Here is a 13,286-nt window from a genome sequence, read left to right on the forward strand (position 1 = left end):
TTTTCCTCCTTTCGCAGCCGCGGTCGAGGAGATTCGCCGGCTCGGCACGACGCGGCAGGTCGCGCGCGTGTCGCCTGTTGACGGCCTGTTGATGTCCTGCCGAGCCAAATCCGGGGCGAAATGCCCTATATGTACGGCTCGGCAGAGGCTGACCAGGACTTTTCGTCTGTTCTCGCTGACTCCAGCGGCCATGGCCGCTAGTCTCCGACGAGAGCCAACGGGCAAACGCGTTGCACGTTGCTCCCCAGGTGTGGGGCGATTAGGTTCCTCACCGGTCCGTATCCGACAGTTCGACATCCGAGGTGACGTAGGCGTGGCTCTTCCGCCCCTTACCCCTGAACAGCGCGCAGCCGCGCTCGAAAAGGCCGCCGCGGCTCGCCGGGAGCGGGCCGAGGTCAAGAATCGACTCAAGCACTCCGGTGCCTCGCTTCACGAGGTCATCAAGCAGGGCCAGGAGAACGACGTCATCGGCAAGATGAAGGTCTCCGCCCTCCTGGAGTCCCTGCCGGGCGTGGGCAAGGTCCGCGCCAAGCAGATCATGGAGCGTCTTGGCATCTCCGAGAGCCGCCGTGTGCGCGGTCTCGGCTCCAACCAGATCGCGTCACTTGAGCGTGAGTTCGGCGGTGGCGCCGCCTGACGTTCTCAGGCACTCCTGAGAACCTGGATAATCGCTGCATGGCTGCAACATCCCGGGGGACGACCCCCGTACCCCCGGACGCACGTCCGCGGCTGACCGTGCTCTCCGGCCCCTCCGGGGTCGGCAAGAGCACGGTCGTCGCTCATATGCGCAAAGAACACCCCGAGGTCTGGCTCTCCGTCTCGGCCACCACCCGTAAGCCGCGCCCCGGCGAGAAGCACGGCGTCCAGTACTTCTTCGTCTCCGACGAGGAGATGGACAAGCTGATCGCCAACGGCGAGCTCCTGGAGTGGGCCGAGTTCGCGGGCAACCGCTACGGAACCCCGCGTCGCGCGGTGCTCGAACGCCTCGAGGCGGGCGAGCCCGTCCTCCTGGAGATCGATCTGCAGGGTGCGCGCCTGGTGCGCGAGTCGATGCCCGAGGCGCAGCTGGTCTTCCTCGCCCCGCCGAGCTGGGACGAGCTGGTCCGTCGGCTCACCGGCCGGGGGACGGAGGCGCCCGAGGTCATCGAGCGCAGGCTCGCCGCCGCCAAGATCGAGCTCGCCGCGGAGGCCGAGTTCGATACGACCCTGGTCAATACCTCCGTCGAGGACGTGGCCCGTGAGCTGCTAGCCTTGATGAAGGTTCTTTGATCTTCACCTAAGTTTGATCTTTCAATCCCCTTCGGAAGGCAGAGAGTGTCCTCTTCCATCACCGCGCCCGAGGGCATCATCAACCCGCCGATTGATGAGCTGCTCGAAGCCACCGACTCGAAGTACAGCCTCGTGATCTACGCCGCCAAGCGCGCGCGCCAGATCAACGCGTACTACTCGCAGCTCGGCGAGGGCCTCCTGGAGTACGTCGGTCCGCTGGTGGACACGCACGTCCACGAGAAGCCCCTGTCGATCGCGCTCCGCGAGATCAACGCCGGTCTGCTGACCTCCGAGGCCATCGAGGGCCCGGTCCAGTAAGCGGTACGTACCCTTCACCACGGGCCCGGCAGCACGGCTGCCGGGCCTGTGGTGTGTCATGGAGTAGTACGCGAGCAATGCGTCCGAGTGCGGATCCGAGTGCGGGGAGACAGACGCGGTGACCGAGAAGCCGAAGGTAGTCCTGGGGGTCAGCGGTGGCATCGCCGCCTACAAGGCGTGCGAGCTGCTGCGGCGGCTGACCGAATCGGGCCATGACGTGCGCGTCGTGCCCACCGAGTCGGCGCTGCACTTCGTCGGCGCGGCCACCTGGTCCGCGCTCTCCGGCAACCCGGTCTCCACCGAGGTCTGGTCCGACGTCCACGAGGTGCCGCACGTCCGCATCGGCCAGCACGCCGACCTCGTCATCGTCGCCCCCGCCACCGCCGATATGCTCGCCAAGGCGGCCCACGGCCTCGCCGACGACCTGCTCACCAACACGCTCCTGACGGCCCGCTGTCCGGTCGTCTTCGCCCCGGCCATGCACACCGAGATGTGGGAGCACCCGGCCACCCAGGAGAACGTCGCCACGCTGCGCCGCCGCGGCGCCCTGGTCGTCGAGCCCGCCGTCGGCCGCCTCACCGGCGTCGACACCGGCAAGGGCCGCTTCCCCGACCCCGTCGAGCTCTTCGAGGTCGTACGCCGTGTCCTCGCGCGCGGGGACCTGGCCCAGGACCTCGCGGGCCGTCACGTCGTCGTCAGCGCGGGCGGCACCCGCGAGCCCCTCGACCCGGTCCGCTTCCTGGGCAACCGCTCCTCCGGCAAGCAGGGCTACGCGCTGGCCCGCAGCGCGGCGGCGCGCGGCGCCCGCGTCACGCTCATCGCGGCGAACGCGGCGCTGCCCGACCCGGCGGGCGTGGACGTCGTGCCCGTCGGCACCGCCGTGCAGCTGCGCGAGGCCGTCCTGAAGGCGTCGGCCGACGCCGACGCCGTCGTGATGGCGGCCGCCGTCGCCGATTTCCGGCCCGAGACGTACGCGGCGGGAAAGATCAAGAAGAAGGACGGCCAGGAGCCCGCACCGATCGTCCTGGTTCGCAATCCGGACATTCTCGCGGAGATCTCGGGGGACCGGCCGCGCTCCGGCCAGGTGGTCGTCGGCTTCGCCGCCGAGACCGACGACGTCCTCGCCAACGGCCGCGCCAAGCTCGAACGCAAGGGCTGCGACCTGCTCGTCGTCAATGAGGTCGGCGAGCGCAAGACCTTCGGTTCCGAGGAGAACGAGGCCGTGGTGCTGGGCGCCGACGGCAGCGAGACGCCGGTTCCGTACGGTCCGAAGGAGGCGCTGGCGGACACGGTCTGGGACCTGGTGGCCACACGCCTCACGCGTCTCACATAACGAGACGGGAGTGGGATCGGACATATCTTTCGTCTTTCGGCGGAACTTGGCCACATTCTGACCGCTCCCTTGACGCGGTCTCCATCGCCAGGGCTGAATGTCATTTTCGCCCTACCGGGCGCCTCAAATCCGAAAAAATCGGACGAGAGGCGGTCTGGCGGAGGGTGATCGTCGTACCGCACAATGCAGTGCCGCAGGTCACAGGGCTCCCAAGTGGCGAGACATGTGGTCCGGCGGGCGAGTGTGACCGATAAACTGGTCACGGACGACGCCGAGCGCAGCTCTCGGCGCGTCCACCAATGATCAGCCAGCAGCCGCTGCAACCACAGGGAGCGATGTGTCCCGGCGCCTCTTCACCTCGGAGTCTGTGACCGAGGGTCACCCCGACAAGATCGCTGACCAGATCAGCGACACCATTCTCGACGCGCTTCTGCGAGAGGACCCGAAGTCCCGGGTCGCCGTGGAAACGCTGATCACCACCGGCCTCGTCCACGTGGCCGGCGAGGTCACGACGAAGGCGTACGCGCCGATCGCGCAGCTCGTGCGCGAGAAGATCCTCGAGATCGGTTACGACTCCTCGAAGAAGGGCTTCGACGGCGCCTCCTGTGGCGTCTCGGTGTCCATCGGCTCGCAGTCCCCCGACATCGCGCAGGGCGTCGACACGGCGTACGAGAAGCGCGTCGAGGGCGACGAGGACGAGCTCGACAAGCAGGGCGCGGGCGACCAGGGCCTGATGTTCGGCTACGCCTGCGACGAGACCCCGGAGCTCATGCCGCTCCCGATCCACCTCGCGCACCGCCTCTCGCGCCGCCTCTCCGAGGTGCGCAAGAACGGGACCATCCCCTACCTGCGCCCCGACGGCAAGACCCAGGTCACCATCGAGTACGACGGCGACAAGGCCGTCCGCCTCGACACGGTCGTCGTCTCCTCGCAGCACGCCTCGGACATCGACCTGGACTCGCTCCTGGCCCCCGACATCCGGGAGTTCGTGGTCGAGCCGGAGCTGAAGGCCCTCCTCGAGGACGGCATCAAGCTGGAGACCGAGGGCTACCGCCTGCTGGTCAACCCGACCGGCCGCTTCGAGATCGGCGGCCCGATGGGCGACGCCGGCCTCACCGGCCGCAAGATCATCATCGACACCTACGGCGGCATGGCCCGCCACGGCGGCGGCGCCTTCTCGGGCAAGGACCCGTCGAAGGTGGACCGTTCGGCGGCGTACGCGATGCGCTGGGTCGCCAAGAACGTCGTCGCGGCAGGCCTCGCGGCCCGCTGCGAGGTCCAGGTCGCCTACGCGATCGGCAAGGCCGAGCCGGTGGGCCTCTTCGTCGAGACGTTCGGCACGGCCACGATCGACACGGACAAGATCGAGACGGCGATCGGCGAGGTCTTCGACCTGCGCCCCGCCGCGATCATCCGCGACCTCGACCTGCTGCGCCCGATCTACTCGCAGACCGCGGCGTACGGCCACTTCGGCCGCGCGATCCCGGACTTCACGTGGGAGCGGACGGACCGGGTCGAGGCGTTGCGCAGGGCGGCTGGGCTCTAGGTTCTTTCCGCTTCAGGCCTGGGCCCGACCCTCCTTCGGGAGGGTCGGGCCCAGGCCTGTTCGTGGGCAGGGCGGTTCAGGGCTCGAACGAGGGTGAAGCCGGGTCCGATCCGTTCGGGGACGCCCCGGCGGCGGCCGGCTGGCCGGTGAAACGGCGACGTATCTCATGGGCCGTGTCCTCATCCCAGCCCTCTATCGCCATCGCCACCTGTTCGGCGACGAGCAGGCACTCCTTGTCTCCCGGAGTGCCGCCCCGCCGCCGTACGAAATCCGTGAATGCCTCCGCCAGAGTTGGCTCGACAGGGTCCTCCTGGGACGGGGACGAGGGGGCCGCACCGGCGAAGGGTTCCCCGAACGCGGCGGATTCGGGCTCGGGGAGCGTGAACGGCGGGAACGCCTCCGGTACGAGATGCCGGAACGGTTCGGCCACCTCTTCGTTGTTGGCGGCGGATGTGAGGCGGGCCAGCAGGCCGATGTCCTTGACGGCCTTCTCCACGTGGTCGTCGTTCTTCGCGAGCCACCACACGACCGCGCTTCCGGTGTTCCGCAGGACGTCGCCGCCCAGGTACTCGCGTTTGTTGCGCTCGTAGTTGCGCTCGTGCTCCCAGAGCTCCTCGCTCTTGCGGATGGCCGCCAGCCGGTGCAACCGCTGCTGGTCTTCTTCCGGAAGGATGAGAACGACCTCCAGGGCCATGACGCGGATGTGGCCACCGGGCGTCAGCTCCATGACTCCTAGTGCGCCACTCAGCTCGTGCTGGACGAGGGAGCTTCTGAAGGGCTCACGGCACGACGTCACGACGCGGGCGCGCTCGATGACGGCGTCCATCGCCAGAGCGCCCGCGTTGATCAGGGCGCCGTCGGCCGAGGGGTCGGCCGGGCACCAGCGGACCGTCGCCGAGAACAGGAAGTCGTAGTCCGCCAGCTGACTGGGCAAGGAGATCCGGTCCACGTACACCTCCCTGCGCTCGACCGATGGGACGGGCTGGTCGGGCACCGTGCCGGGTGGGAACGGATCACGCCTGCGGGTTCGTGCCGCCGCCGAGACCGCCACCGCGAGTGCTGCCAGCAGGACGGCCATGGCTGTGGGCCACACCCACAAGGGCCAGTCGAGGCAGAGGCCGAGAATGAGGACGAGCAGGGCGCTGATGACGGTGAGGAAGATCGAGACGGTCTTCTGTCCGGTGCTCATGAGGGGGCTGCCTCCCGCTGTCGTGGCATGGTCGACTCTCGTGAGAGATGCATGGCCTGCGCCGCGTTGATCTTCCGCAGCAGAAGCGCGGCGAGATCGGGACGGGTGCCCTCGCGGGCGGAGGCATAGAGATGGCTGAAGATGGCGTACTGGGATCCCGCCGCGCCCACCAGGACGGTGAGAAGTCGGTCCGCGATCACGTGGTCCTCGGTGGCGTCGGCCGCGGAGAGCCACGCGTCGGCGCAGCTGTGCCAGCGTTCAGGCGTGGCGTGGTCGAAGGCCGTGGCCCATCCCGTCGTGAGCCAGCTTCGAAGGTCCGAGGAGCGGAGGAAGGGCTTGGGGAGCCGGACCGGAGAGGTCAAGTCCAGGAAGAGATCGGTGTCCGGCCGTCGGTGGGCGTCGGACGGCATCACGGTGAGGCGGTACATCAGACGGCGGTGGAGCCTCAGGTCCTCGGGGTCGTTGGTGACGTATCGCAGGAGGGCTTCGCGGGCGATGCCCGGTGAGGGCTCGTGCCGAGCCATGTGATGCAGACGTACCAGCGCCGCCTCCGGGTGGCGGACCGACATGACCTTTTCGCACACTTCGACGAGCACCTTGCGCAGGCTGTCGGCCAGATGCCGTTGGGTCGACCAGTCGTACACCTGCTTCCTCAACGCGGCGCCGCAGGCTTCGCTGGGGATGCTCTGCTCGAGAAGCCGTGCCGCGTCCTGCAGTTGGTCGGTTCTTGCCGAGTCGTGGGTCCAGTGCTTGACGAGGCTGACCAATTCCTCGGTGTCCCGTGTCGACACGCACAGGTCGGTGAACCGGCGGACCAGTTGTTCGCGGTCGGAGTCCGTGAGTTCGGGCAGAGCGACGAGCTGGGCGACCCAGGTGCGCAAGGGCGTTCTGAGGTCCGGCCTGGTGGACCAGAAGTGTCGTCGCACGGCACGGGCGAACCCGGATTTCTCGAAACGGACCCGGGAGCCCCGATCGGAGGCGGCGTCGATCTTCTCCAAGCGCTCGTCGAGACCTGGGTGTTCCAGCAGGGGGCGGACCTCCGCGGGGGCTTTGACGACGGAGAGCAGGGCTGCCGTGGCCCGGTGCACGGCCTCGGAGCGTGCGCCGTCGAGCAGCGCTGCCGACAGGAGCAGGGCTCGCTGCGACCCCTTGCGTAGATGCGGGACCAGTGAGGCGACCTCCGGGCCGCGGTCGGTCTGGGCGGCGACGGCCTCCTGGCACCACGTGCCGAACGTGCCCTGCCCGTGCTCCGTCGCCCGCACGTGCAGGATCCGGTCCGCCAGCAGTGCGAGCTCCCGTACCGGGGGCTTCTTATCGACGAACGCGAGCAGATTCGACGGGAACGGATCGCAGATCCTGGTGTCGAGGCCACCGCAGCGCAGATGGCGGACGATCACGTCCAGCCCGTCGGGCCGTTCGATCGGCTGGCGGAAGGCGAGGAAATCCGGGGCCAGTTGGCCCTGCCGCAGGGTGGTGGGGAGCACTACGGCCAGGTGGGAGTGCTGTTTCTGAAGCGCGTGACAGAAGTCCCACAGTTGGGCCTGGACAGCGTTCCACAATCCCTCACTCGCCGCGGAGAGGTCGAGGAGCATCCGGTCCTGCTCGCCGATCTCGTCAGCCGCCAGGCGAGGGCCCTTGCCCTCGTCCGACTCTGCGGTGAGTTCGTGGTAGGTCCCTGCCGAGTGGGGGAGTTCGCACAGCAGGACGCGGGCGGTGGAGCTCCGTCCGCTGCCTGGCGGCCCGTCCAGGAACAGTATGTTCCTGGACTCCAGGACGTCGTACGCGAGGTTGATGTGCACGGGGCGCGAGAACTGCTGCTGTAGACGGTGCAGTTGACTCTCGGCCACCCGCCGCCGGGCCATGGGCGGGGTCTTCAGCAGATTCTCCGCTGCGTACGTGACGTAAGTGTGCCCGGAGCCGGTGTTGACGACGCCTGCCGGACCGGAGAACTCCGTATGGGAGCTGCCGGTCACTCTTCGCTGTCCTTCCCCTGCCGACGCACGGTGCCGAAGTCCTGACGGATGCCACCGTGGTTGTCGCCCGACACGACGGTCGAGATGGTGTTCTCGCCGGTGACATGCGCCGAGTTGCTGTACAGGTTGCCGGGGCCGGTGTGGACGGGACCTTGCGCACCCTTGATGACCGCGCCCGAGTCACCGTTCACGGTGCCGGCCTGGACGACGTTGCCGCCGTGCACCGTGCCCACGTTGTTCTGCGTCGTGCCCGACGGGGTGCTCTCTGGCCTGACCTCCTCGGTCTTCGCCAGGTCAGGGATCAGATCAGTGAGGACGTCGCCGATGCGCTGGATGTCGTACGTGTCGTTCTGGTTGTCGTAGCGCAGAGTCTGACAGTCGGCGAGGCGTGCCAGGCGCTTGGGCAATTGGTTCCTCGTGGGGCGTTCGGTGCGCCGCCCGGCCAGGATCGGTATCACGGGGATGCCGCAGCGCAGTGCCTCCAGGATCTCCTTGCGAACCCAGTCGTCGGCGCGGTGCAGGGCCGGGTGATTGATCCAGTCAGGGCCGATGACGGCCAGGAGCACGCCGCTGCGGCGTACCCCTCGCATCAGCTCGTCATCGAAGAAGGCGCCGGGCCGGATGGACTGGCTGGCGCGGAAGATCCGGCCTTCCCCGAACCGGTCGGTGAGCTTGTTGCGGAGGGTCGTGGCGACCTGATCGCCGTCCCCTGTGCGGTAGTTGACGAAGACATCGGGCATGACGGAACGACCTTTCTCTCGGTGAGGGGCTGCGGCCGTCGCTCAGCGGCCGACTGGTGCGAGCGAGGCGGTGAGGTGCGGGGAGATGGCCAGGAAGGCCGGGCGATGCGGATGACGGGACAGGATGCGTGCCAGTCGGCGCAGATCGGTGGTGATGGTCGCCGAGCCCACGCAGTCCGTGGTCCGCAGCAGTCGGCCGGTCAGCTCACAGGCGTGGTCGAACTCGCCGGCAGCGGCGTGCGCGAGGGCGCGCCGTACGCCGTAGCGTGCCTGGGTGCGAAGGGCGTCCCCGGGGATCCGGGCGCATTCGCGGTCCAGGTGCTCAGCGGCCTCCCGGGGTCTGCCGAGGTCCACGAGGCACCAGCCGGTGATCATGGCCGCGGGGTCCTGGAGGTGCTTGGTGCCCAGGGTCGGGGTGCCGGAGTCGCGAGCGGCCGAGGCGAGCAGTTCGCGGGCCGAGTCCAGTCCGCGCATGCAGGAGTCGTAGTCGCCCACGAGCGCGTGACCCTGCGCCTCGCGCTGGGCGGCGAGCCCGCGGATCCGTGCGGGGAGCTGCGGCGCGCGAGCGTGCGCGGCCAGGGCGATCGTGTCTGCCGCGTTCCCTTGGTAGTACGTGATCAAAGCGCGTCGTACGAGTGCGTAGGAGGCCAGATCGTGGTCGCCTGCGGTGTCGGCGAGCTCCACGGCACGGTCCGTCCACCGCAGGGCTGCCCTGTCATCTCCGGACTCCTCGGCCATCCACCCCGCGTACTCGGCGTAGCGGGCTGCGAGTTCGTGCAGTCGTCGGCCGGTGCGGGGGCCGGTGCGGGCGGCCAGCGCGCACAGCGACCGCGACTGCTCGGCGAGCCCGGGCAGCACGGCGCTCGCAGGGGCCATCTGGCCAAGGCGCCGGTACTGGTCGAAAAGGGCGCGAGAGATCTCCAGGAGGCTGTTGCCAGGGGCGTCGGGCTGTCCGGCCGAGGCCGGGGCTTCGGAGATGCCGAGAAGGGAGACCGCGCCGACGGTCATGGCACGTCGTCTGCTGGGTAGCGCCGTGCCGCCGCCTACCGCGTCACCGTCTCCGGCCGGTGGATGCCTCATCTCGTCCAGTGGATCGCCCTTCGTCGGTGACGCGGCCGGGACGAGGGAGGACAGGGAGCCGTGGGCGTGCAGTGCCGCGTCACAGAGTCTGGCCAGCGCCGGACTGGGGCGCTTGCTGCCGGTTTCGACCTTGCTGATCTGACCTTTGCTGTAGTGGACCGCCGCAGCGAGTTCCGTGAGCGTGAGCCCTGCGGCTATGCGGGCACGACGCAGCTCGGATCCGAATCCCGCTGGTTGCTCCTGCACATGAACCCCCTCCTGCACACGTCCATGCCATGCCTGGGCATCCGTCGGTGGACGCCAGCGTCGTGCCCCCGCAGTGACATGAGCAAGGCCGCGGGCGGTGTTTCCCGTTTCCTCTTGGACCTGCGGTTCTGATCCCGAGAGGGAAGGCAACCCGACGGCTGGAACACTGTCGAGAAGGCCGAACCGGACATCGGGATGGCCGGTTCACGCTGTCCCTTCCTGGCACTCACGACCGGCTGGATGTCCGAGCCGTCTGGTAGGAATGCTGCTGTGAGCAGGGAGAACCAGGGACCCGACGAGGGGGGAGCCGAGGCGCCGGAGCAGCTTGCCCTTATTCGGGAGTCGGTGCGCAAGGCCAAGGTGCCGAGGGCCAAGCCGCGGACGTGGCGGGGGGCCGCTGTGGCCGGGGCGTTGCCGGTTGCCCGGGTGTTGGTGGACAAGGGCGTGCTGCATCTCGACCGGTACTTCGACTATGCCGTGCCCGAGGAGCTGGACGCGGTGGCGCAGCCCGGGGTGCGGGTGCGGGTGCGGTTCGGGGCCGGGGCGCGGAACGTGCGGGACGGGCGGCGCGAGGGGGGCGGGCTGATCGACGGGTTCATCGTCGAGCGGTGTGCCGAGAGTGATTATCAGGGGCCGTTGGCTGCTCTGGCGCAGGTGGTCTCCCCGGAGCCCGTGCTGGACGAGCGGCTGCTCGGGCTCGCGCGGGCCGTGGCCGACCGGTATGCCGGGAGCCTTGCCGACGTGCTGCAGCTGGCCGTGCCGCCGCGGCATGCGCGGGCCGAGGCGCGGGAGTCGGGTGAGGCACCTGCGCCGCCGGACGCTCCGGAGCCGGGGAGTTGGCGGCGGTACGGGCACGGGGCGGAGTTCCTCGGGGCGCTGGCCTCGGGGGGTGCGCCGCGGGCCGTGTGGACCGCGCTGCCGGGTCCCGAGTGGGCCGAGGAGATCGCGCGCGCCGTGCAGGCGACGCTGGCCTCGGGGCGGGGCGCGCTCGTCGTCGTGCCGACCGGGCGGCCCGCCGCGCGCGTGGACGCCGCGCTCACCGAGCTGCTCGGCGAGGGGCGGCATGCCCTGCTCACCGCCGACGCCGGGCAGGAGAAGCGGTACGGGGAGTGGCTCGCGGTGCGGCGCGGGGCCGTGCGGGCCGTCGTCGGGACGCGGGCCGCCATGTTCGCCCCCGTGCGGGACCTGGGGCTTGTTGTTATTTGGGACGACGGGGATTCCAGCCACAGCGACGACCACGCTCCCTTCCCGCATGTGCGGGAGGTTCTTGAGCTGCGGGCCTCGCGTGACAAGTGCGGCTTCCTGCTGGGAAGTTGGAGTTGCACCGTCGAGGCCGCCCAGCTCGTGGAGAGCGGGTGGGCCGCGCCGCTCGTCGCCGAGCGAGATCAGGTGCGCGCGGCCGCGCCCCTGGTGCGCACCGTGGGGGACGGGGATCTCGCGCGGGACGAGGCGGCGCGGGCCGCGCGGCTGCCCACGCTGGCCTGGCGGGCCGTACGGGAAGGGCTCAAGCACGGGCCCGTCCTGGTGCAGGTGCCGCGCCGTGGTTATGTGCCGCGGCTGGCGTGCGAGCGGTGCCGGGAGCCCGCGCGGTGCAGGCACTGCGCCGGGCCGCTGGAGGCGCGGGAGAGTACCGGAGCGCTGTGCTGCGGGTGGTGCGGGCGGGACGAGGCCGCCTGGCACTGCGGCGCGTGCGGCGGGTTCCGGCTGCGTGCGCAGGTCGTCGGGGCGCGGCGGACCGCCGAGGAGCTCGGGCGGGCGTTTCCCGCCGTGCCGGTGCGGACGTCGGGGCGCGAGCAGGTGCTCGACACGGTTCCGGGGGCGCCCGCGCTGGTGGTGAGTACGCCGGGGGCCGAACCCGTCGCCGAGGGCGGCTACGCGGCCGCCCTGCTGCTCGACGGGTGGGCCATGCTTGGGCGGCCCGATCTGCGGGCCGGTGAGGACGCGCTGCGGCGGTGGATCGGCGCGGCCTCGCTCGTCCGTCCACAGGGCGTGGGTGGCACGGTCGTGATCGTCGCCGAGCCGACGCTGCGGCCCGTGCAGGCCCTGGTGCGGTGGGACCCGGTCGGGCACGCGGTGCGTGAGCTCTCCGAGCGGGCCGAGCTGAGTTTCCCCCCGGTGTCGAGGATGGCCGCGGTGTCCGGCACCGCGGAGGCGCTCTCGGGATTCCTCGCCGGGGCCGAACTTCCGCCAGACGCGGTGGTATTGGGGCCCGTCCCGGTGGCGGAGACGACGCCGGGACCTTCGCGCAGGCCCGGGGCGGCGCCGCCCGGTGAGCACTGGGAACGCGTACTGATCCGGGTGCCGCCGGGCAGCGGGGCCGCGCTCGCCGCTTCGTTGAAGACGGCGCAGGCCGCGCGGATGGCGCGGGGCGCCAGGGGGGTGAAGGGGGCCAGAGGGGCCGGAAGCTCCGGAGGTGCCAGAGGCTCCAAGGGTGCGCGGGAGGCCGGAGCGGCGGCCGACGCGGTATGGATTCGGGTGGATCCGCTCGACATCGGCTGACTCGGTGCGGCGCGGCTGGCTCAGTGCGGTGCGGCTGGCTCGGTGCTGTCCCGGCTGGCCAAGCGCCCCGCCGGATGCGTCGCGATGTGCCGTCCGCCGTCCGCGGCGTCGTCGTGGCTGGTCGCGCAGTTCCCCGCGCCCCTTTGGGGCGCCCCCCCGCACGCCGGGTGTGCGACTGCCCTCGGCCGCCCAGCAGAAAGCTGGGCGGCCGAGGGCAGTCGGCAGGGTGCGCGCGTCAGCCGTTGCGGGGGCCGGGGAAGGCGTTCGGCCTCGGGTCCTCGCGGAGGGCGGGGCTGCCCGCCGTCGGCTGGGTCGGCATCGCGCGGGCCGCGGGGACGGACGGCAGGGGGGCGCCGACCGGGACCACCGGGCGGGTGGCCGTCGGCGCCGTCTCCGTGGCGCGCTCCGCCTCGGCCGCCGCCTGGGTGGTGGCACGGCGCGCGCCGTAACGGCGGTGGACCGCCTGCTTGGTGACCCCGAGGGCCGAGCCCACCGCGTCCCACGAGAACCCGAGCGAGCGGTCGAAGTCCACCGCGGCGGTGACCAGCGTCTCGACGCTGTCCCGCAGTTCCTGGGCGAGGCGGACGGTCGGTGCGGGGGCCCGCCCGTACACGACGAAGCCCGCGGACGGGCTGGAGCGGCGCGGGCGGTAGACGTTACCGAGCTGGGCGGTGAGCGTACGCAGCGCGTCCACCTGCCGGCGGACCCGCTCGATGTCCCGCACCAGGAGGTGCAGGCTGGCCCGTGCCTGGGCGTCGTGGGTTGCGTGGTCGGCCATGAACAAGCCTCTCGAACCGGCGTTGAAAAGGATCGGACCGCAACCGCGGCCCATGGTGGTCAACTCTTTCTTGACCAACGCGCTAGTTCGTGTGGGGTCACGGTGCAGGGGCGTATGCGCATATGCGCAGGGCGCGCGGAAGTTCGTACGCCCCCGAGCCGGTCGGGGGCGTACGGCGGGCGGGCCACGGGGAAGACCGTCCCGCGCGGGGTCAGGGGGCGGCCCATAGACTGGTGCGCTGCCGTGGCGGCCGCCCGACGCTGCCGTCGCGGACAACCGTCGACAGCCGTCGCACACCGCCGTCGGCAGCCGCCG

Annotated in this window: 11 protein-coding genes; 6 read left to right on the top strand and 5 right to left on the bottom strand. The window is 70.5% G+C overall.

Features of this window, described 5'->3' with window-relative positions; genetic code table 11:
* The first annotated feature begins 313 nt into the window (after nt 1–313).
* The 5 genes from CP970_RS36345 to metK all read left to right on the top strand — a co-directional run bounded on the left by CP970_RS36345 (nt 314) and on the right by metK (nt 4,466).
* Entirely contained in the window at nt 314–637 is a 324-nt protein-coding gene (locus CP970_RS36345) for an integration host factor (protein WP_005319887.1), read from the top strand.
* A 38-nt stretch (nt 638–675) separates the two neighbouring features.
* Nucleotides 676–1,269, top strand: coding sequence for a guanylate kinase (gene gmk, locus CP970_RS36350; RefSeq protein ID WP_098241279.1), 594 nt, complete (start codon nt 676–678; stop codon nt 1,267–1,269).
* 45 nt (nt 1,270–1,314) lie between these two features.
* Complete coding sequence (rpoZ, locus tag CP970_RS36355) at nt 1,315–1,587, top strand: DNA-directed RNA polymerase subunit omega (RefSeq protein WP_030810584.1); 273 nt, start codon at nt 1,315–1,317, stop codon at nt 1,585–1,587.
* Nucleotides 1,588–1,705: 118 nt separating this feature from the next.
* On the top strand, nt 1,706–2,920 hold the full coding sequence (gene coaBC / locus CP970_RS36360; RefSeq protein WP_150494428.1) for a bifunctional phosphopantothenoylcysteine decarboxylase/phosphopantothenate--cysteine ligase CoaBC: 1,215 nt from the start codon (nt 1,706–1,708) through the stop codon (nt 2,918–2,920).
* 337 nt (nt 2,921–3,257) lie between these two features.
* Nucleotides 3,258–4,466: a methionine adenosyltransferase gene (gene metK / locus CP970_RS36365; RefSeq protein ID WP_150494430.1), complete on the top strand. Its 1,209-nt coding sequence runs from the start codon at nt 3,258–3,260 to the stop codon at nt 4,464–4,466.
* 76 nt (nt 4,467–4,542) lie between these two features.
* Here metK and CP970_RS36370 read toward each other — a convergent pair whose 3' ends face one another.
* Genes CP970_RS36370 through CP970_RS36385 form a run of 4 tightly spaced genes read right to left on the bottom strand, consistent with a single transcriptional unit; the run spans nt 4,543 to nt 9,694 of the window.
* Nucleotides 4,543–5,655, bottom strand: a complete 1,113-nt coding sequence (locus tag CP970_RS36370; RefSeq protein WP_150494432.1) for a hypothetical protein — start codon at nt 5,653–5,655, stop codon at nt 4,543–4,545.
* Nucleotides 5,652–7,628, bottom strand: a complete 1,977-nt coding sequence (locus tag CP970_RS36375) for a hypothetical protein (protein WP_150494433.1) — start codon at nt 7,626–7,628, stop codon at nt 5,652–5,654. The genes CP970_RS36370 and CP970_RS36375 overlap by 4 nt, the downstream gene beginning before the upstream one ends.
* On the bottom strand, nt 7,625–8,368 hold the full coding sequence (locus CP970_RS36380) for a toll/interleukin-1 receptor domain-containing protein (protein ID WP_055557057.1): 744 nt from the start codon (nt 8,366–8,368) through the stop codon (nt 7,625–7,627). The genes CP970_RS36375 and CP970_RS36380 overlap by 4 nt, the downstream gene beginning before the upstream one ends.
* Nucleotides 8,369–8,410: 42 nt before the next feature.
* A complete protein-coding gene (locus CP970_RS36385) occupies nt 8,411–9,694 on the bottom strand; it encodes a helix-turn-helix domain-containing protein (protein ID WP_150494435.1) in 1,284 nt (427 codons plus the stop codon).
* 270 nt (nt 9,695–9,964) lie between these two features.
* On the opposite strand from CP970_RS36385, the gene CP970_RS36390 reads away from it, so the two are divergent.
* The gene (locus tag CP970_RS36390) at nt 9,965–12,193 is read left to right on the top strand and encodes a primosomal protein N' (RefSeq protein WP_150494437.1); all 2,229 of its coding nucleotides are present in this window, start codon (nt 9,965–9,967) and stop codon (nt 12,191–12,193) included.
* Between the two features lie 235 nt (nt 12,194–12,428).
* Here the strand turns inward: CP970_RS36390 and CP970_RS36395 are convergent, their stop codons facing one another.
* Nucleotides 12,429–12,971 carry a hypothetical protein gene (locus CP970_RS36395; RefSeq protein ID WP_055556749.1) on the bottom strand — a complete coding sequence of 181 codons (543 nt, stop codon included), beginning with the start codon at nt 12,969–12,971 and terminating at the stop codon, nt 12,429–12,431.
* Between the last annotated feature and the right edge of the window lie 315 nt (nt 12,972–13,286).

It is taken from the genome of Streptomyces kanamyceticus (genome assembly GCF_008704495.1).
In the GTDB taxonomy this organism is placed as follows: domain Bacteria; phylum Actinomycetota; class Actinomycetes; order Streptomycetales; family Streptomycetaceae; genus Streptomyces; species Streptomyces kanamyceticus.